The sequence below is a fragment of the Actinoplanes hulinensis genome (genome assembly GCF_019429605.1).
GTDB lineage: Bacteria > Actinomycetota > Actinomycetes > Mycobacteriales > Micromonosporaceae > Actinoplanes > Actinoplanes campanulatus.
Map to the genome: position 1 here is coordinate 127534 of NZ_JAHXZI010000010.1, position 19432 is coordinate 146965.

The window sequence follows — 19432 nt, forward strand, 5'->3', positions numbered from 1 at the left end:
CCGGCTGGGGTGGCCGGTCGGTGATCAGGCTCGGAGGGTGGCGCCGCCGTCGACGTACAGGTCGTGCATGGTGATGTGCCGCGCCCGGTCGGAGGCGAGGAACAGCACGGCGTCGGCGACGTCCTCCGGGGTGGCGATGCGCCCGAGCGGGATGCCGACCCGGAAGGTGGCCGGGTCGCCGTCGAGGACCGGTGCGGGTACGCCGTCGGTCCAGAGCTGCCGTTGCATCGGCGTGTCGGTGGAACCGGGGGCGACCACGTTGCAGCGGATCCCGTACGGCGCCAGCTCGAGGCCGAGACACTTGGTGAACATGGTGCTGGCGGCCTTCGACGCGGCGTAGGCGGACATGCCGGTGCGGGGCACGCCGGCCGCGTTCGAGGAGACCGTGACGATGGCGCCGGAGCGGCGCGGGACCATCCGCCGGGCGACGGCCCGGCTGACGTGGAAGACACCGGTGGTGTTGACCGCGAAGGTCTGCGCCCAGGCGTCGTCGGTGAGGTCGACGACGTCGCCCATGTGCAGCACGCCGGCCACGTTGACCAGCAGGTCGATCGGGCCGAGGAAGCGCTCGGCGGCGTCCACGACGGCCTCCACCTGCTCGGCCGAGGTGACGTCGGCGACCTGCGGCAGGATGCCCGGGTACTCGTCGGCGAGGAGTTTGACGCCCGCCTCGGAGCGGTCGGCGGCGGCGACCCGGGCGCCCTCGCCGGCCAGCGCGACCGCGACGGCCCGGCCGATCCCCTGACCTGCGCCGGTGACCAGGGCGGTCTTCCCGGCGAGGCCGGGCACGTTTTCCCTGTCCAGGGGCATGACGGCACCGCTCCTTAGGTTAGGTAAGGCTAACCTAGCATTGACGCTCGAGAGCGAGGAGGGGGGATCACGTCACTCTTCATGCGCAGAGCGGGGAGACCTCCGCACCTTCGGCGCGGCGCAGCGGACCGTCGATCATGCACAGATTTCGTACGGCCACCGCCGGCTCCAGTGACCAGACGCCCACCAGCGAATCCGCCCCGCCACTGGCCAGCACCCGTCCGTCCGGTGTGTACGCCAGCCCGACCACCCCGGCCCCGTGTCCCTGCAACCGCAGCACCGACCAGTCCCGGGTGTCCCACAGCTGGACGTCGCCGTTCGCCCCGTTGACCGCGAGGGTCCGCCCGTCCGGCGCGAACAGGATCCGGTCGATCTGGTCCAGCTGCGGTTTCGAGGTCCACAGTGACCGGCTGCCGTCGCCGGAGCGCACGTCGAGCACCCGGTTGGTCCCGGTGACCACCATCGAGGTCCCGTCCGGGGCGACCGCGAGGTCCAGCGGCTGATAGTCGCCCAGGAGCTGCCCGCCGATCTCGCGCAGCCCGTCCATCCGCCAGGACCGCAGGACCGACCACAACCGCTGCCCCGTGGCCATGCCGATGTCGGAGGCCACCCCGGCGGTGTGCAGGACCGTGCCGTCGGCGGAGAAGGCGACCGCGTACGCCGTCTGCTTCTGCTTGCTCAGATCGACGACTCCCCGGTCCCGGCGCTGGCCCAGGTCGTAGAGGTGCACCGCGCCGTATTGGGAGTCGACAGGATCGGCGAGGGCGGCGCCCACCGCGACCGCCAGCAGGTTGCCGTCCGCGGTGGCGGCCAGGTCCTTGGGCTCCCGGCTCAGCGGCACGGTTCGCTCCCGTTTCCCGGTGCCGTCCCACAGTTCCAGGCCCCAGCTCGTACCGGTGGTGGTGGCCACCGCGAGCACGCCGCCGGCCCCGTACACGACGCCGCGCGGCTCCCCGGCGGTCCGGAACTCGGTGATCAGCTCGCGAGTGGCGGTGTCCCAGACGCGGACCTCGCCGTTGTCGCTGCCCGCCGCGAGCCGGGCGCCGTCCGGGGAGAAGGCCAGGTCGAGGACTCCGCCGTCGGTGTTCAGCCAGCTCGACTGGCGGCGGAACACGACGGTCGGCGCGTCCCGGCCGGTGACCACCGCGATCTGGCCGTTCGCCGAGGTCGCGGCCCCGCCGAAGGAGCCGATGCCGGTGTCCAGCTCGCCGGTCCCGTCGCCGGTCAGCGAGTACAGGCTCGCGGTACGCCGTAGGCCGGTGCTGATCACCGTGCCGTCCGGGGCCACGGTGACCCGGCCGGGCCCGGGGGTCGTGCCGGCCTCGGCGGTGAGGTCGCGCAGCCGTTTCCCGGACGGCACCGCCCACTGGATCACGTCGCCCTGCTCGCTGGTGGTCACCAGCGTGCCGTCCGGGGCGAACGCGACGTAGGCGATGCCGCCGGTCAGGGTGGCCATCAGCTTGCCGTCGGACAGTCGCCGGATCTCGGCCTTCCGGTCGGTGTCGCTCTCCGCCACGTACCGGCCGTCCGGGCTCACCGACAGGTCGAAGACGGTGACATCGCCGGCCGGGAGGGTGCCGGTGGCCGTGCCGGTCTCCGCGTCCCACCGGCCCAGCGAGAACCGGCCGTCGACGATCTCCCGCCGGCTGGCCAGCACGGTGCCGGTGCCGGGCAGCCAGGCCACCGCGCCCCAGCCGTCGAGCGCGTGCACCAGCCGGCCGGTGGCCGCCTCCCAGATCCGCAGACCGTCCCACTGGTACGAGCCGCCGGCCAGGAACCGGCCGTCCGGTGAGAAGGCCAGCCCGGCCACCGCGTCCGCCTTCGGGAAGCGCAGCGGCTCCCCGACCGGGGACAGGGTGGCGGTGTCCCACAGCCGGACCGCGCCGGTGGTGTCGCCGACCGCGATCCGGGAACCGTCCGGGCCGACCGCCACCACGGACCCGCCCGGCTCACTGCCCAGCCGCCCCCGGAACCGGACCATCTGGGTGGACAGCAGCGCGCTCCGGGCCTCCGTGGTGGGCGCCTCGTGCCAGGCGTCGAGGGCCTTGCCGACGGCCTGGGTCTCGTCCTGTTCCAGGGCCCGCAGCGCCTCGGACGCGTACTGCCGGGAGCGGGACTCCCGGGAGCGGGCCTCGGCGTCCCTCGCCTGGTCCAGCACCACCAGGCCGCCGCCGACCGCGAGCAGCAGGGCCGCCGCCAGCCCGGCCGCGAGCCGCCGCAGGCGACGGGTGGCCTTCCGCTGCTCCGCCTGCTCCCGGTCGGCGGCGGCGCCACCGGCCGCGAGGAACTCCCCCACCACCGGGGGCACACCGTCGCCGGCCGGCACCCGCTCCCGGGCGGCGAGCAGGCGGGAGCCGCGGGGCAGCAGGTCCGGGTCGCGGCCGGACCGGTCCCAGTCCCGGGCCGCCTCGGTGACCGACCGGCGCAGCAGCAGGTCCTCGCGGGCCTCGCCGACCCAGCCGGCCAGCCGCGGCCAGCTGGTCAGCAGCGCCTCGTGGCTGATCTCCACGGTGTCCGCGCCGACCGTGACGAGGCGGGCCTTCACCAGGCGGCGCAGCACCCGGGAGTCGCTGGCCGCCCGCTCGCCACGACGGCGCACCGCGGTCCCGTCGCCGGTGACCGTGACCAGGGCGAGCAGGGCGTCGCGCAGCCGGTCCCGGTCGTCCGGCGGCAGGTCCAGGTAGATCCGCTCGGCGGTCTCGGCGATCGCGTGCCGGATCCCGCCGGTGGCCCGGTACGCCGCCACCGTCAGCCGGATCCCCTCCCGCCGGTCCCAGGTGGCCCGCAGGGCGTGCGCCAGCAGCGGCAGCGCGCCCGGCTCGTAACCGTCCCGCCCGTCCGCGCCCAGATCGTGCAGCAGCAGGTCGGGCAGGCCCGGCTCGACGGTGAGGCCGGCGTGCTCGGCCGGCTCCACCACGGCCCGGCGGACCGCGTCACTGTCCAGCGGCCCGAGCACCAGATGGCCGGCGCCCAGCACCTTCGCCAGCGGCGGCAGCGCCACGCAGGCCGGGTAGAAGTCGGACCGGACGGCGATCACCACGAGGGCCGGGGCCGCGCTGGTCAGGGCGGTCACGTAGGCCAGCCGGGCGGCCGGGTCGGGGCACTGGGTGAACAGCTCCTCGAACTGGTCCACCACGATCACCGGGCGGTGCCCGGCCGCGGCCGCCTTCGCCGCCAGCTCACCGAGGCGGGCCGGTTCCGCCCGGACCTGCCGGAGCAGCTCACCGGCGACGTCCGAGGCCGCCTCCGGCTCCGGGCCCCCGTCCGGAACGGCCAGCCCGTGCAGGCGCGCCACGAGATCGTCGAGTGGGCGTACCCCCGGGTTGGTCAGAACCCACCGCCAGGCCGCCGCCTCCGCGCCCAGCGCGCCCACGCCGAGAGCCGGGAGCAGACCGGCGCGCAGCAGCGACGACTTGCCCACGCCGGACACCCCGGTGACGACCAGTGGAGGCCCGCCCACCGCCTGCTCGGCGAGGCGGCTCAGCAGCTGCGCGACGGTCGTCTCCCGGCCGCGGAAGCGGGGCGCGTCCTCCGGCTGGAAACTGACCAGCCCGGGGTACGGCGGGACCGCGCCCCCGGGCACGTCGGCCGGCACCTCGTCGCCGTCGGGCAACTGCTCCCGGGTGACCGTGATCAGCCGGCGGCGCACCTCGTCGAGCTGCCGGGTGAGCACGACGGTCTGGTTCGCGAACTCCTGCCGCAGACCGTCGACGCTCTGCCGCACCTCGGCGATCATCCAGCCCAGCTCGCCGACCCCGAGCCCGAGCTCCCGGAACGCGGCCTCCAGCAGGTGCCGCAGCTCGTCGTCGGTGACCGCGGCCTCGGCCATCGCCGCGCCGACCGCGTCCACCTCACGCAGCACCCGGGAGATCTCCTCGTGCAGCGCCGTGCCGCGCTCGTCGGCGGCGGCGAGCAGCGGGAGCAGGTCGGCCGCGATGGCGTCCCGCCACTGCTCCTGGCTCCAGCCGCCGGCGTCCGGGCCGGTGTCGCGCAGGCGCTTCGCGGCGCCGGCCATGGCCTCGGCCAGGAAGTTGCTGCCCAGCCCACCGATCTGGTCGAGCGCCGCGGCGTACGCCCCGGTGGCTCCCAGGTGCGCCCCGGCCACCGGAGCCACCGTCGAGGCGGTCAGAAAGGCGAGGATCGCGTACGGGCTGGCGGCGCGCAGCCGGGCCCGGGTGCGGCGGCCGGCGTCCCGGACCCAGGCGCGCACCCCGGCGCGGGCCCGCTCGGCGGCGGGTTCCCCGGTGGGTTCGAGCTCGGTCACGGAAACCTCCGTGGACATCGACGCTTTTCGCAGTCCCATGATGGCACCGGCGGGCCAGTGGGCAACCCTGCCCGTACGGGCGGGACCTTCGGCCGGTCACGGGATCGGCCCGGCGTGGCCCAATGGAGGCATGACCACCACCGCCCAGGCACCTGAGAAGCCCGCCAGGACCTACTCGACGCCGACCGGGGAGCCGTGCCCGTACCTGGTGCGGACCGACGGCACCGTCACGGGTGACGGCGCCTGCCGTGGATGTGGCTCCTGCCTGCTGGGAGCGCACTGGTCGGACAAGTGACATTGACGGGAGGTGGCATGGTCCCCGTACGGTGGAACCGTGGTCGATGCTCTCAGTGACATCACGATTACGAAGCGCATGGAGATCGGTCGCAGGCCGATCGCGTGGTGGCCGGTCGGCCTGATCGCGGCGGGTGCCGCGCTGCTGCTGCTCTACACCGCCGACGGGTACGGCTACCACCGGGACGAACTCTACTTCCGCATGCTCGGCGAGCATCCACAGTGGGGCTACACCGACCAGCCGCCGTTCACGCCGCTGCTGGTCCGGTTCGGGATCGAGCTGTTCGGCGACGACCTGTGGGCGATCCGGGTGCTCCCGGCCGTACTGCTCGGGCTCACCGCCGTCGTGGCCGCCGGGATCGCCCGGGAGGCCGGCGGCGGCCCGATCGCCCAGTCGCTCGCCGCCACCGGGATCTTCGGCACCTTCCCGCTCACCGCCGCGCACGTCGCCGCGACCGCGGCCACCGACCTGCTGATCTGGCTCGGCGTGCTGCTCTTCGTGGTGCGCGCCCTGCTCTGGGAACGGCCACGGGCCTGGCTCGGCGCGGGTGTGGTGGCCGGGCTCGGCCTCTACAACAAGCACCTGGTGATCCTGCTGCTGGTCTGCCTGGGCGCCGGGCTGCTGATCGCCGGGCCACGGTCGGTGCTGCGCTCCCGGCACCTGTGGGGCGGCGTCGCGCTGGCCGTGCTGATCGGCCTGCCGAACCTGATCTACCAGGTGCTCAACGGGTTCCCGCAAGCGGAGATGGCGGCCGCGATCGCCGAGAACAAGGGGACCGAGTCGCGGATCCTGCTGCTGCCGATGCAGATCGTCCTGCTCACCCTGCCTCCGGTGTGGATCGCCGGGGTGGTCACGCTGGTCCGCGACCCCCGGCTGCGGCGCCTGAGGTCCATCGCCGTCGCCTATCCGCTGATGCTCGTGGTGGTGCTGGTCACCGCCGGGCAGCCGTACTATCCGCTCGGCCTGCTCCTCGGCCTGTTCGCGCTGGGCGCCGTGCCGACCGAGCGGTGGGTGGCCGGGCGGGGCGGGCGGCAGGCGCTGCTCGCCGGCGGGGTGATCGTCTCCTCGGTGGCCGGCGTGACGATGTCGCTGCCGGTGATCCCCGCGAAGGATGTGGCCGGCTCGTTCCCGGCCGCCGCCAACTCGACCATCCCGGACCAGATCGGCTGGCGACAGTACGTGTGGCAGGTCGCCACCGTCCACGCCGACCTGGATCCGGTGGAGCAGCGCAAGACGGTGCTGTTCACCGGCAACTACGGCGAGGCCGGGGCGCTCGACCGGTTCGGGCCACCGCTCGGCCTGCCCGAGGTCTACAGCGGGCACAACGCGCTGTACGAGTTCGGTCCGCCGCCGGAGTCGAAGACGATCATCCTGGCCGTGTTGCAGGCCCCGCCGGAGCGGGCGAACGAGCTGATCGGCGGCTGCGTGCCCAAGGCCACCCTGAGCAACACGCTCGGCGTGGAGAACGAGGAGGTCGGCGCCCGCGTCTACCTCTGCCGCCGCAACGAGCCGTGGTCGACGGTCTGGCCCCGCCTCCAGCACTACGACTGATCAGGGGTGCGCGACGGTCACCGCGGTCACGACCAGCCCGTTCCCGATCAGGTAGCGGCCGTGCAGGGCCGGGAACGGGGCGTCCACCAGCAGCCGGGCCGTGAAGGCGTTCCCGGCCGGGTCGACGGTCAGGGCCGCCTCCTCGAAGCCGAGCCACCGCCCGGTCAGCGGGAACCACGCCTTGTAGACCGACTCCTTGGCGCTGAACAGCAGCCGGTCCCAGTGCACCGACGGGTCCTTTCCGGACAGATCGGCGAGGTGCTCGACATCACCGGGTGCGGTGACCGCGCCGATCACCCGGGGCGGCAGCGGGGCGTGCGGTTCGGCGTCGACGCCGATGCCCGCCAGGTCGCCGGACCGGGCCACGGCCGCGCCACGGAATCCGGCGCAGTGGGTGAGACTGCCGACCACATCGGACGGCCAGAGCGGTTCCCGGCGGGGGCCGCTGCGGATCGGGACGGCCGGCACGCCGATGCCCGCCAGCGCCTCGCGGGCGCAGCGGCGGGCGGTGACGAACTCGCGGCGGCGGCCGGCGACCGCCGTGGCGATCATGTCCTCCTCACCCGCGAAGCACGGCTCGTCCTCGCGGTCGGTGTACGCCACGGCGGTGACCACCGGCGAGGGGAGGAGGATCTCGAGCACGAACGGGAGTGTCCCACCCCGGGTCGTCATCCGCTTCATCGGTTATATCCGGCATAGATCAACGAATCGGGCCATCCGGGAGTTACCAGGAAGGGCGGCCATCCGAAACCTTCGGCGGGCACAATGGCGGCATGGATCTTCGACAGGGCATCGGTCCGCGCCGACCGGGCAAGACCGCCGATGAGTTCCAGCAGGACCTGTTGAGCAACCTCTTCTACCGGCGTGGCACGACGGTCGAGTCGGCGAGCGCGCGCGACGCGTACGAGACGCTCTCCCTCACCGTGCGGGACCGGCTCGCCGAGCGGCGGTCCCGCACCGCGGCCGCGCACTTCGCCACCAACCCCAGATGGGTCTACTACCTCTCCGCGGAGTACCTTCTCGGCGCTCAACTGGAGCAGAACCTGCTCTACTCCGGCACCGGCGACCTGGCCGCCGAGGCGGTCAAGACCCTCGGCTTCAGCCTGGAGGACCTGGAGGATCTGGACATCGAACCGGGCCTCGGCAACGGCGGCCTGGGCCGCCTCGCCGCCTGCCTGGTCGACTCGATGGCCACCCGGGACATCCCGGCGGTCGGCTACGGCATCCGCTACGACTTCGGCATCTTCCACCAGATCATCACCGAGGAGGGGCAGACCGAGCGCCCCGACGACTGGGCCTTCCACGGCAACCCGTGGGAGTTCCCGGCCCCCGACGACCGGCAGACCGTCGGCTTCTACGGGCACACCGAGCCGATCCCCGGCGAGCAGACCCGCAAGCGCTGGGTGCCCGGCGAGATCGTGCTCGGCGAGCCCAGCCACATGCTGGTCCCCGGCTACGGCACCGAGACGGTCAACATCGTCCGGCTGTGGCGGGCCCGGGGCAGTGAGGCGTCCTTCGACCTGAGCCGCTTCTCCGCCGGCCAGTACGCCGAGGCCGTCCAGGAGGCGGTGCGCGCCGAGAACATCAGCAAGGTCCTCTATCCCGACGACAGCACCGAGCTGGGCCGGGAGCTGCGCCTCAAGCAGCAGTACTTCCTGGTCTCCTGCTCGCTGCGGGACATCATCCGGCGGTTCCGGCTGCGCAACGAGGGCTGGGCCGAGTTCGCCGACAAGACCGTCATCCAGCTCAACGACACCCACCCGACGATTGCCATCGCCGAGCTGATGCGGCTGCTCGTCGACGAGTACGAGGTGGAGTGGGAAGAGGCCTGGTCGATCACCCGGCGGACGTTCGCGTACACCTGTCACACCCTGCTGCCGGAGGCGCTGGAGACGTGGCCGGTGCACATGTTCGAGCGGCTGCTCCCCCGGCACCTGGAGATCATCTACCTGATCAACATGCTGTTCCTGAAGGAGGTCGAGGCCCGGTTCCCGGGTGACCACGACCGGGTGCGCCGCATGTCGATCATCGGCGAGGAGCCGGAGCGCCGGGTCCGGATGGCACACCTCGCGGTGGTCGGCACCGAGGCCGTCAACGGCGTGGCCGAACTGCACTCCAAGCTGCTGCGCGAGACCGTGCTCAACGACTTCGCCGAGCTGTGGCCGGCCAAGTTCCAGAACGTCACGAACGGCGTCTCACCCCGCCGGTTCGTCAAGATCGCCAACCCGCGGCTCTCCGACCTGATCACCGAAGGGCTCGGCGGCGACGGCTGGCTCGGCGACCTGGAACGGCTCGCCGGGCTGGAGGCGCTCGCCGGCGACGCGTCGTTCCTGGAGCGCTGGCGGGCGATCAAGCGGGCCAACAAGGTCGACCTGGCCGCCGGCGACCCGGACTCGCTCACCGACGTGATGATCAAGCGGTTCCACGAGTACAAGCGGCAACAGCTCAAGCTGCTGCACGTGATCGCCATGTACCACCGGATCCGCGCCGATCCCAGCGCCGACTGGGTGCCGCGTACCGTGCTGTTCGCCGGGAAGGCGGCGCCCGCCTACCACGCGGCCAAGGAGATCATCCGGCTGATCGCCAAAATCGCGGCCCGGATCGCCGCGGACCCGGTCGTCTCCCCCCACCTCAAGGTGGTGTTCCCGGAGAACTACAACGTCACCCTGGCCGAGCGCATCATCCCGGCCGCCGACCTGAGCGAGCAGATCTCGCTGGCCGGCAAGGAGGCGTCCGGCACCGGAAACATGAAACTGGCCCTCAACGGCGCGATCACCATCGGCACGCTGGACGGCGCCAACATCGAGATCCGGGCGCGGGTCGGCGCGGAGAACTTCTTCCTCTTCGGCATGGACGCGTACCAGGCCGCCAACGCCCACCAGCAGGGGTACAGCCCGTGGGCCTACTACGAGGGCGACGGTGAGCTGCGGGCCGCCCTCGACACCCTGCGCGCCGGCACGTTCGGCGAGGCGGGCCAGCGGGTCGCCGGCTCCCTCCTGGGCCGCGACGAGTACCTCACGCTCGCCGACTTCCGCTCCTACGTGGAGAGTCAGGACGAGGTCGACCAGGCCTGGCGCGACCCGCAGCGGTGGGCGCGCATGTCGGTACTCAACACGGCGCACAGCGGCTTCTTCAGCTCCGACCGCACGGTCTCCGACTACGCGGCCCGCATCTGGCGGGTCGCCCCGGTCCCGGTCCCGAAGGAGGACTGAGCAGGCACATCCGAAGGGGTACGAGGGGTGAGCACCCCTCGTACCCCTTCGGCGTGCCCGCCGCCGAGCCGGTAACCTGCCAAGATCTCTGATGTCGCCGGTCCGGAACAGGGGGTGCTCACCAGTGCGCGACGACGCGTTCCGCGCGTATTTCGAGCGGCATCACGCCTCGCTGTCACGTCTGGCGTACCTGATGACCGGCGAGTCCCAGGTGGCCGACGATCTGGCCGCCGACGCGCTGACCGAGGTGTGGCGGCACTGGGACCGGGTGGACGCGGCCGACGACCCGGTGGCGTACGGCCACGGCATCGTGATGAACCTGTCCCGCCAGTGGGTGCGCCGGCGCGGCCGGGAACGGCTGCTGTCGTTCGGGTCGCTGCGCCGCGGCCGGGACACCGACGTGCCGGCCGTCCTCGACGTGCGCGGAGCGCTGCGCCGGCTGCCCCACCGGCGGCGGGCCTGCGTGGTCCTGCGGTACGCCTTCGACCTGCCGGAACGTGAAGTGGCCGCGATTCTCGACATCTCCGTCGGCGCGGTGAAGAGCGCCACCTCCCGGGGCGCGCGGCAACTTGCCGAACTACTGGGTGACCATGTCCGAACCGACGGCTGGGAGGCGGCCCGATGAGGCTCTCCGACGATGGTCTGCGCGCCGCCCTGCGGTCCGAGGCGGCCGCCCACCAGCCCGACCGCGAGGCGATGCTGGACCGGATCAGCACGGCCGCCATGCAGGACTCCGGCCGCCGCCGCACGCCACGCCGCGGCCCCCGGGTGCGGATGGCCACCGTGGTCGCCGCCGTGGTGGTCCTCTTCGGTGGCGGCGGCATCGGCACGTGGGCCCTGGCCAACTCGATCGACCGGGACGAGGCCACCCCGGCGCCGACCGTGCCCTCGCCGGAGCCGACCGCGCCGGTGAGCATCGCCCCGGCCACCACGAAGCCCACCCCCAGCCGGACCACGCCCACCCGGAAGCCGACGCCCACGCCGCCGGCGCCCACCAAGGCGCAGCCCGGCGGCACCCGGGTCGAACAGGGCCCGCTCTGGTCGGACGGCTCCGTCGATCCGGACAGCGGCGACACCTCGGGAGCGTCGGTGGTCACCCTAAGAACCACCGCGGAGCTGAGGACGCTCGAGGTGGTGATCCGGGTGGCCCGCACCGACGGCCTCACCTCCCGGGGCGGCACCAAGTCGACCCCGGGCGCGTCGGTGACGACCACGGTGACCGAGGAGCCGGGCGCCTTCCTCTACCGCTTCACCCTGGCCTCGGCGGACACGCTGGCCCCGGGCACCTACACGTTCACGGCGAAATACGCCCACCCGTCCGGCGGCCGCGACGCGGGCGGCGACACCTACGAGGCCACCTCCGGCCCTTTGAAGGTCAACGGCGACTTCTCCTAGAGATCTTCCGTAGGTCCTCGTTTCGCTTCCAGCCCCTTTTCCGGTACGCGTGTCCTCGCCCCGCCTCATCAGGGCCGTCCCGTCCGGTCGGCGCGTGCTTGCTGCCTACTCCGGCCTGTGCCGCGCCCGCCGGGCGCAGATCGGTGCCCGGGCGGGCCGGCCTGTTCGCCGCCACCCCGTCTGCCGCCGGTGACGGCCGCCGCCGCTTGCGGTCACGCTGGGCGGGTGGTCGCGGTCCAGCGGCCTTGTGGAAGATCGAGGTAGCCGGAGAGCCTGTTTCTCGGTTGTGGGCGGCCGCGATGTCAGGTCGCGCATTCGGATGGCTGCGGCGTCACCCCGACTCGCCGGCGATCTTGGGCGACAGTAGCTTTCGGGCCGATCTTGATTCCTGGTTGCCATCCGGCAGCAGATCATCACCCATGATCCATTTCCCCTGGAAGACCTTGGGCGATCGGATGCATCCGGATGGCCACGATCGCCCAAGATCACGCCGCTCGACGACGAGCACTCAAGATCTACATCGATGCTTGCGGATGACTCGAACGGCCGACGGTGACCGGATCCCGATGGCCCGCGCGGCAGGCAGCCGCCCGGGCCGGACCGCGCGGCGCCAGCCGCCCGGTCAGGCTGGACCACCGAGTCAGCCCGGCGGTCGCGGCAGAGGCTCGACCCGGCAGCGGGTCGCGGGGAGCCGCGGAGCGGGCCCGGTGCGGTCGAGGGCGGCGAAGCCCGTACCGGAAATGGGTTCATAGAGCGATGAAGCGTGAGTTGACGACGGCCATGGTGTGGATCTCGGCCGAGGTGAAGCCCGCGCCGAGCAGGCGGTCGGCGAAGAGGGCGAGCCCGTCCTCGACCGGCGGGTTGAAGGGCTGACCCAGGTCGCTGGAGAGCAGCGAGTACTCGGGCCCGACGGCGCGGATGGCGGCGATCAGGTCGTCCCAGGAGACCTTGCCGGTGTGCGGGGTGGTGAAGCAGCGCTCCAGGAGGACGCCGAGCGCGGCCAGCCGGATCTGGTCGGCCACCGGGAGGCGCTGCGAGGTGAACTCGGGGTGGGTGACGACGATGCGCCGGACGCCCTCCGCGCGGGCGGCCAGCACCACGGCGATGATCTCGGCGGCGGCGAGGTGCCCGGTGGCCAGCACCATGTCGTGCCGGGCGATCACCCGGAGCACCCGGCGGACCGGTTCGAGGACCATGCCGTCCGGGGAGAGCACCTCGACGATGTCCGGGACGATGCCCTGGGCGTGCAGGTCGGCCTGGAGCGCGCCCCACATGGCCGGTTTCGCGCCGGGCAGGTCGCCGGCGGTGCTGGTGCGCTGGTTGCGCGAGTCGACCGTGGGCATCCAGACGATGCGGGCGCCGAGGCGGCCGGCGATCTCGACGGCGGCCGGGTTCATGCCGCCCATCGAGCCGTTCAGGGTGATGGCGCCGAGCACGTCGACGCCGGGGACGGCTCTACGGACGACGGCGGCGCGTTCCGCTGTCGTGACATAGTGCGATTTCAGGACGAAACCAGCCAGGCCCACCTCACGGCAGCGCCTGGCCAGATCCAGATCGTCGATGCGCCGGTCCATCACGTCCGGGGCCACGTGCACATGTGTGTCGTAGGCCCCGGCGACCAGCGCGCGGGCGGCGGCTGACGGCTCAGTCATGATGTCGCCATGCTGCCACGGGCCGGCCGGTTTCCGGCTCCCGCGCTCCTACTTCTCCACGACGTCGGAGATCGGCGTGGTCCGGCTGATGTTCGCCGGCGCGTTCCATTTCTGGAGCTCCGAACTGCTGCACTGGTAGACCTTGACCTTGCTGGTGCCGTCGGAGTGGGTGTCCTTGGGCGTGGCCTTCAGATCGGTGGGCGCCAGGCAGTTCCCGTCACTGTCGATGATCCGGTAGCTGGTGGCGTACACCCCGGTGTCGTGCACCACCTTCCACCACAGGTTCTTGTCCTTACGCGGGTTGGCGGCGGTGACGTTGTCGCAGTTGACCACCGTCGCGTAGACGTCCGACGCGGTGCTCAGCGGCGACTTGAGGCAGTACTCCACGCCGTCCTTCGTCACCACGATGTTGCCCTCGGCGCTGAACGCCGGGCTCACCGGCACCGGGTGCACGAACTGCTGGTTCCAGTCGACCCTGCCCTGCGGATCCTGCTTGCAGAACCAGGCGATCATGTACGTGGACTTCGGTTCCTTGTTGGTGAGGTCCAGGCATCGGCTGAACTGGGCGTAGTTGACGAGCTGGTTGGTGCTGTCACCGGCCATGCCGGCGCCGACCGTGGTCTCGGACCGCCAGATGGTCTGGGTGCTGCTGGAGTTGCAGTCGCCGAGGACGACGATGCTTCCGGCGGTGTTCGCGTTCTTCACGTTGACGCAGAGACTGTTCTCCGTGACGTTCCCGGCGGTGACCGAGTGGAACTGGCTGTTGCCGTCCAGGCTGAACTGGAACAGGCCTTCCGGGGAGCCGGGATCCGGGCACGGCCGCAGGACGACGGGGTTGTTCTTGCTGTGGGACGCGCCCGAGTGCAGGCAGGACCCGCGCGGCGCGGCCGCCGACTCCGAGTTGATCAGCTTGAGGTACAGCTCCTTGGTGTAACCGAACTGCTGGGTGCTGCTCCCGTTGCACCATTGCATGGTCAGTCCGGCGCCGCTCACCGGCGTCCGTGATCCGGCGTCCATGCACAGGGTCTTGGCGGACGGCGAGTCGATCCGGATCGCGCCGCCGTCGATGTTGTTGTTGGTGGTGGAGAACGTGTAGGTGGCGGTCAGCGTCCGGCTGCTGCTGCTGGTGCCCACCGAGGTCACCGTGGCCCTGGCCGGGATCTCGGCGAGCGGGCAGGCGATCGGGCTGCCGTCCCGTTTGAGATAGGCGATGGTGACGTCGTAGAGCAGTTTCTCGCCGGTCCCGTCCACCCCGGCGTCACCGGTGATGTGACACTGCGGCATGTCCTCCAGCTTGCCGTTCTTGAGGCTGTCGGAGGCCGCCCGGACCCGGGCCATCACGACGTCCAGCCCGACCTGCGCCCCGTTCAGAGCGGCGGTGCGGTCGGCGAAACCGGTCGTCGACTTGACCTGCCGGACGACCAGCGGGAGCAGCGCCGCCGACAGGGACAGCCCGATGGTGATGACCAGCATCGCCATCGGCAGCGAGCCACGGTCGTCCGTGCCACGGATACGCATCATGAGGTCGGCCTGCCCTTGTCGCATTCTTTGGTGGAGGTCTTACCGGCGGCGCTACGGCTGAGGTTCTGCGCGGTGAAAACCGACTCGAAAGGCAGTGTGACCGTTCCGGCCTTCACCATGAAGTGCATCCTGACCTGCTGGAACTCGGTCTCGTAATTGGCGCCCATACCGGTTCCAGGACTGGCCGAGGCATACGGCTTCGCCCCGGCGAGGAGGAGGTTGAAGGGGTCGACGCCGCTGATCAGGGTGATTCCGCTGGCCACCGCCGCGGCCGTGCCCGGCGTCGTGCCCGACGCCCATTCCGCCAGGGACAGCACGCCGTTCTCGATCTTCAGCTGCCGGCATCCGGTCTTGGTCTCGTACTCCATGAACCACCGGTTGCCGACCTTTCCCTGCGGGGAGATCCAGTTCGCGTAGCGCAGTTCCCGGTCCAGCCGGCGGAAGCTGTTGTCCAGTTGGTCGCGAACCTCGGCGGTGTTGTCGATCGACTTCGTGCCGGAGTAGATCTGGACCGTGGCGCCGACGATCACCAGCGTCACGACCGACATGATCGCCACCGTCACCATGAGTTCGACGAGGGAGAAACCCTGGTCGTCGGTGTGCTGCCGCATCCGGTTCCCCTTTCTCACGTGATGGTCCAGACGAGATTCAGGACGGCGGTCTGCGGCGTCGGTGGCGTACTGGTCGCGGTGATCGTGACCAGGTAGGTGCCCTTGGTCGTCGGCGTACCGGTGATCGTTTTCTGCCCATGGTTGAAGGTGAGCCCCGGCGGCAGTCCGGTCACCGTGTACGAGATGTTCCCCAGCGACAGGCTCGGCCCGTTCGTCGCGAGGACCAGGCTGGTCGCCGTACCCGCCACCGATGTCCGGTCGGCACCGACCGGGTTCGGCGTGGTGAAGGTCAACCTGGTCGTCGTCGCCACCACCAGCTCGAAGGTCTGGCTGTCCGTGCCGCCGAGACCGTCGGTGACGGTGGCTTTCAGCAGGTACCGCCCGGGGACCGTCGGCGTGCCGGAGACGACACCGGTGGTCGCGTCGATCGTCACACCCAGCGGGGCGCCGCTGAGGGTGTAGGTGTACGCCCCGGCACCGTCCGCCGCCACCGCGGTGGCGGAGAACGCCGATCCCAGGTTCACCGACTGCGCGGGTAGCGCCGCCAGGGTCACCGGTTGGTAGACGGTGTGCGTGAACGTCATCGGGTCGGACGGCATGCCGTTGGCGTCCACGACCCGGACCGTGATCGGGTAGGCGCCGGCCTTGCTGATCCGGCCGGTGATCACGCCGCTCGCGGGGTCGAGACTCAGCTCATCGGGCAGGTTCGTCGAGGTGAACGTGTACTTCGGGACGCCACCGGTCACCGCGAGGGTCAGCGACACGTCCGCGCCGACCAGGCTCTTCGACGGGGGCAGCGCGGCGAGGCTCGGCGGCCGCACCACGGTCAGCTTGAGCGGTCGCTCGTCCCAGATGCCGTTGCTGTCGGTCACCCGCAGCGTCGTGGTCGTCACGCCCACCGCGGTGGGTGTGCCGGTGACGTAGCCCACCGCCGTGGGCGCCGTGAGCCAGGACGGCCGGGATGCGATGGTCCAGGTGTAGAGCGGCTTGCCGGCGTCGACGTCGAGCTGGTAGCCCTTCTCCCTGCCCACGTAGAACGTCAGCTCGCTGGTCACCACCTTCGGAACGCCCGGGTTGGAGTCGAACGTCGGTTCGGCGGCCTCCGAGACCAGCGTCGAGGCGATGTGGCTGCACGTGGCGTCGGCGCAGTTCTTCCCCGGCCAGGTGACCAGCACGACCACCCGGAAGTACCGCAGGATCTCGGCCTTGTTCGGTGGCGCCGTGTAGTCGTCGGGGTTGACGCAGTCGTCGCTACGCAGGTAATAGACCTCGCACTTGCCGACGTAGATCGTGCGCTCGTAGGTGGCGCTGCCCACCGTCAGCGTCCGCGTCGCGGTCGACAGGGGCGCCTCGTCTCCCGCCGTCGAGGCGCTGTCCTTGATCTCCGGGTCGGAGGCCATCTTCATGCTGCTCAGGTACGGCTTCAGCTTCTTGCGGCTCGGGCCGGTCAGCGCGGCGTCCCACTGATCCTTGACCTTGACCGGCCCGCGCCCGGACAGCAGTGAGCTGCCCTCCAGCGCGCGTACCTCCTCGAGCCCACCGGCGGCCACCTGAACCGCCTGGCGCACGTCACGCGAGTGCGCGACGGCGAGGTTGCCGGTGATGAAGAAGGAGCCCAGTCCGGCCATCGCGATGCTGATCACAGCCAACGACACGAGCACCTCGAGAAGGCTGGAGCCCTCGTCCGAGGATCGGACCGGTTCGCCGCGCATCGCACTCCCTGCCGTGTCATTCCGGAGAATTCACAGGGCCTCATCGGCAGCCCGACGGCGGAGTGGAGGAAACTCAGCCGGTGCGATCCGCGATGTAGTGGCAGAACTGCTCCAGCGTCTGCCGGGCGGCCCCGGCGGGCAGCGTGCCGACACTGCGGCGAGCCGCCTCGGCGTAGCCGTGCACGGTCTCCCGGGCCTGCTTCAGCGCGGCCGACTCACGCAGCAGGGCCAGCGCCTCGGCATGCTCACCATCGTCGGTGAGCGGGCCCTTGCTGAGCAGTTCCCGCAGACGGGGGCTGCCGGCGGAGGGGTCGGACAGGGCGTAGAGCACCGGCAGGGTGGGCACGCCCTCGCGCAGGTCGGTGCCGGGCGTCTTGCCGGACTGGGCCGACTCGGAGGCGATGTCGAGCAGGTCGTCGGAGAGCTGGAAGGCGATCCCGATGGCGGTGCCGAACGCGGCGAGCGTCTCCACGTGCGCCGGGGACAGCCCGGAGTACAGGCCACCGAACCGGGCCGAGGTGGCGATCAGCGAGGCCGTCTTGTCCTCGACGGCGCGCAGGTGGTGCCGGATCGGGTCGCCGCCGCGCGGGCCGACGGTCTCGGCGAGCTGGCCGCGGACCAGCTGCGACAGGGTGGCGGCCTGGAGGCGGACCGCCTCGTCGCCCAGGCCGGCGGCCATCGACGCGGCCCGGGCCAGCAGGAAGTCACCGACGTACACGGCCAGCCGGTTGCTCCACCGCGAGTTCGCGCTGGCCGCGCCGCGCCGCAGGGACGCCTCGTCCATCACGTCGTCGTGGTAGAGGGTGGCCAGGTGGGTCAGCTCCATGAGCACCGCCGACGGCAGCAGTTCGGGGCGGTTCGGCTCGCCGAACCGGGCGCACAGCGCCACCACCATCGGGCGGAACCGCTTGCCGCCGGCCCGCACCAGATGCGCCGCGACCTCGGCGATCAGCGGGTCGGGGCTGGCCACGGCGGCGTACAGCCCGGTCTCCACATCCGCCAGGAAGCCCGAGACGGCGTCCCGGACGGACGGATCGACGAGGTCACTGAGTCCCGGTATCGCGGCCGCCATGATCAAGAGGCTAGATCACCCGGCTGAGAGCACGCTGATCAGGCCCTCGGTGCAGAATCGACGGATGACCGTCACTGATCCGTTCGACCTGCTCGACATCGACAGCCTGCTCAGCGACGAGGAGCGGCAGATCCGGGAGACGGTGGCCCGGTTCGTGACCGACCACGTCCGCCCGCATGTGGCGGACTGGTTCGAGGCCGGCACCTTCCCCCGCGAACTCGCCCCCGAGCTGGGCAAACTGGGCGTGCTCGGGATGCACCTGGAGGGGTACGGCTGCGCCGGCACCAGCGCCGTGGCGTACGGCCTGGCCTGCCTGGAGCTGGAGGCCGGCGACTCCGGGCTGCGCAGTTTCGTCTCGGTGCAGGGCTCGCTCGCGATGTTCTCGATCTGGAAGTACGGCTCCGAGGAACAGCGCCAGGAGTGGCTGCCCCGGATGGCGGCCGGCGAGGCGATCGGCTGCTTCGGCCTGACCGAGCCGGACTTCGGCAGCGACCCGGCCAACATGCGTACCCGCGCGGTCCGTGACGGCGGCGACTGGATCCTGAACGGCTCCAAGATGTGGATCACCAACGGCAGCATCGCCGACGTTGCCACCGTCTGGGCGCAGACCGAGGACGGCATCCGCGGCTTCCTCGTACCGAAGGACACCCCCGGCTTCACCTCGCGGACCATCAAGCGGAAGCTGTCGCTGCGCGCCTCGATCACCGGTGAGCTGGCCTTCGACGACGTCCGGTTGCCCGCCTCGGCCATGCTGCCCGGGGCGGCCGGCCTGGGCGCCCCGCTGAGCTGCCTGAGCGAGGCCCGGTTCGGCATCGTGTTCGGCTCGGTCGGCGCGGCCCTCGACTCGCTGCGCACCACGATCGGCTACGCGAACAACCGCGTCCAGTTCGGCAGGCCGATCGCCGCCTTCCAGCTCACCCAGGCCAAGCTGGCGGACATGGCGGTCGACCTCGGCACGTCCGCCCTGCTCGCGATGCATCTGGGCCGGCTCAAGGACGCCGGCCGGCTCAAGCCGCACCAGATCAGCGTCGGCAAGCTCAACAACGTGCGCCGGGCGCTGGCCATCGCCCGCGAGTGCCGCGGCATCCTGGGCGGCAGCGGCATCACCCTGGAGTACTCCCCGCTGCGCCACGCCAACAACCTCGAGTCGGTGGTCACCTACGAGGGCACCTCGGAGATCCACACGCTGGTCATCGGCCAGACGCTCACCGGCCACGCCGCCTACCGATAAAACCCTTTCTCCGGTACGGCGTGCGCCGTCCCCAACCGCGTTCCGCCCGCTCCGCGGCGCCGACCGATCTCACTGCCGGGTCCCGCCCGCGAGGCGCCGCCGGGCG

The 19432-nt window shown here is 71.6% G+C and carries 14 protein-coding genes; 6 read left to right on the forward strand and 8 right to left on the reverse strand.

Annotated elements, in window-relative coordinates; all coding sequences use genetic code 11:
- Positions 1–24: 24 nt before the first annotated feature.
- Together KZ829_RS20165 and KZ829_RS44580 are read right to left on the reverse strand one after the other, a co-directional pair.
- The gene (locus KZ829_RS20165) at positions 25–810 is read right to left on the reverse strand and encodes a 2,3-dihydro-2,3-dihydroxybenzoate dehydrogenase (protein WP_220145484.1); all 786 of its coding nucleotides are present in this window, start codon (positions 808–810) and stop codon (positions 25–27) included.
- 79 nt (positions 811–889) lie between these two features.
- Positions 890–5074, reverse strand: a complete 4185-nt coding sequence (locus KZ829_RS44580) for an AAA family ATPase (RefSeq protein WP_220145485.1) — start codon at positions 5072–5074, stop codon at positions 890–892.
- Between the two features lie 130 nt (positions 5075–5204).
- Here KZ829_RS44580 and KZ829_RS20175 point away from each other — a divergent pair, with 130 nt between their 5' ends.
- Complete coding sequence (locus tag KZ829_RS20175; protein ID WP_183215941.1) at positions 5205–5369, forward strand: hypothetical protein; 165 nt, start codon at positions 5205–5207, stop codon at positions 5367–5369.
- Between the two features lie 78 nt (positions 5370–5447).
- Positions 5448–6920: a glycosyltransferase family 39 protein gene (locus KZ829_RS20180; RefSeq protein ID WP_220145486.1), complete on the forward strand. Its 1473-nt coding sequence runs from the start codon at positions 5448–5450 to the stop codon at positions 6918–6920.
- On the opposite strand, the gene KZ829_RS20185 is transcribed toward KZ829_RS20180, so the two are convergent.
- A complete protein-coding gene (locus KZ829_RS20185) occupies positions 6921–7562 on the reverse strand; it encodes a 4'-phosphopantetheinyl transferase family protein (protein WP_220145487.1) in 642 nt (213 codons plus the stop codon).
- Between the two features lie 131 nt (positions 7563–7693).
- Between KZ829_RS20185 and KZ829_RS20190 the strand changes: the two genes are divergently transcribed.
- The 3 genes from KZ829_RS20190 to KZ829_RS44065 all read left to right on the forward strand — a co-directional run bounded on the left by KZ829_RS20190 (position 7694) and on the right by KZ829_RS44065 (position 11527).
- Positions 7694–10132: a glycogen/starch/alpha-glucan phosphorylase gene (locus KZ829_RS20190; protein WP_220145488.1), complete on the forward strand. Its 2439-nt coding sequence runs from the start codon at positions 7694–7696 to the stop codon at positions 10130–10132.
- Between the two features lie 124 nt (positions 10133–10256).
- On the forward strand, positions 10257–10757 hold the full coding sequence (locus KZ829_RS20195; protein ID WP_308285591.1) for a SigE family RNA polymerase sigma factor: 501 nt from the start codon (positions 10257–10259) through the stop codon (positions 10755–10757).
- Positions 10754–11527: a hypothetical protein gene (locus KZ829_RS44065; protein ID WP_220145490.1), complete on the forward strand. Its 774-nt coding sequence runs from the start codon at positions 10754–10756 to the stop codon at positions 11525–11527. Before KZ829_RS20195 ends, KZ829_RS44065 begins: the two co-directional genes overlap by 4 nt.
- Positions 11528–12273: 746 nt before the next feature.
- On the opposite strand, the gene KZ829_RS20205 is transcribed toward KZ829_RS44065, so the two are convergent.
- From KZ829_RS20205 to KZ829_RS20225, 5 genes are all read right to left on the reverse strand, one after another.
- Positions 12274–13179, reverse strand: a complete 906-nt coding sequence (locus KZ829_RS20205; protein WP_220145491.1) for a DUF6282 family protein — start codon at positions 13177–13179, stop codon at positions 12274–12276.
- Positions 13180–13227: 48 nt separating this feature from the next.
- Positions 13228–14700, reverse strand: a complete 1473-nt coding sequence (locus tag KZ829_RS20210; protein ID WP_220145492.1) for an RICIN domain-containing protein — start codon at positions 14698–14700, stop codon at positions 13228–13230.
- Positions 14697–15311, reverse strand: a complete 615-nt coding sequence (locus KZ829_RS20215; protein WP_220145493.1) for a PilW family protein — start codon at positions 15309–15311, stop codon at positions 14697–14699. Before KZ829_RS20215 ends, KZ829_RS20210 begins: the two co-directional genes overlap by 4 nt.
- 14 nt (positions 15312–15325) lie before the next feature.
- Entirely contained in the window at positions 15326–17023 is a 1698-nt protein-coding gene (locus KZ829_RS20220) for an Ig domain-containing protein (RefSeq protein ID WP_220145494.1), read from the reverse strand.
- Between the two features lie 73 nt (positions 17024–17096).
- Positions 17097–18095: a polyprenyl synthetase family protein gene (locus KZ829_RS20225; RefSeq protein WP_220145495.1), complete on the reverse strand. Its 999-nt coding sequence runs from the start codon at positions 18093–18095 to the stop codon at positions 17097–17099.
- A 64-nt stretch (positions 18096–18159) separates the two neighbouring features.
- On the opposite strand from KZ829_RS20225, the gene KZ829_RS20230 reads away from it, so the two are divergent.
- Complete coding sequence (locus KZ829_RS20230; protein ID WP_220145496.1) at positions 18160–19326, forward strand: acyl-CoA dehydrogenase family protein; 1167 nt, start codon at positions 18160–18162, stop codon at positions 19324–19326.
- The last annotated feature ends 106 nt before the right edge of the window (positions 19327–19432 follow it).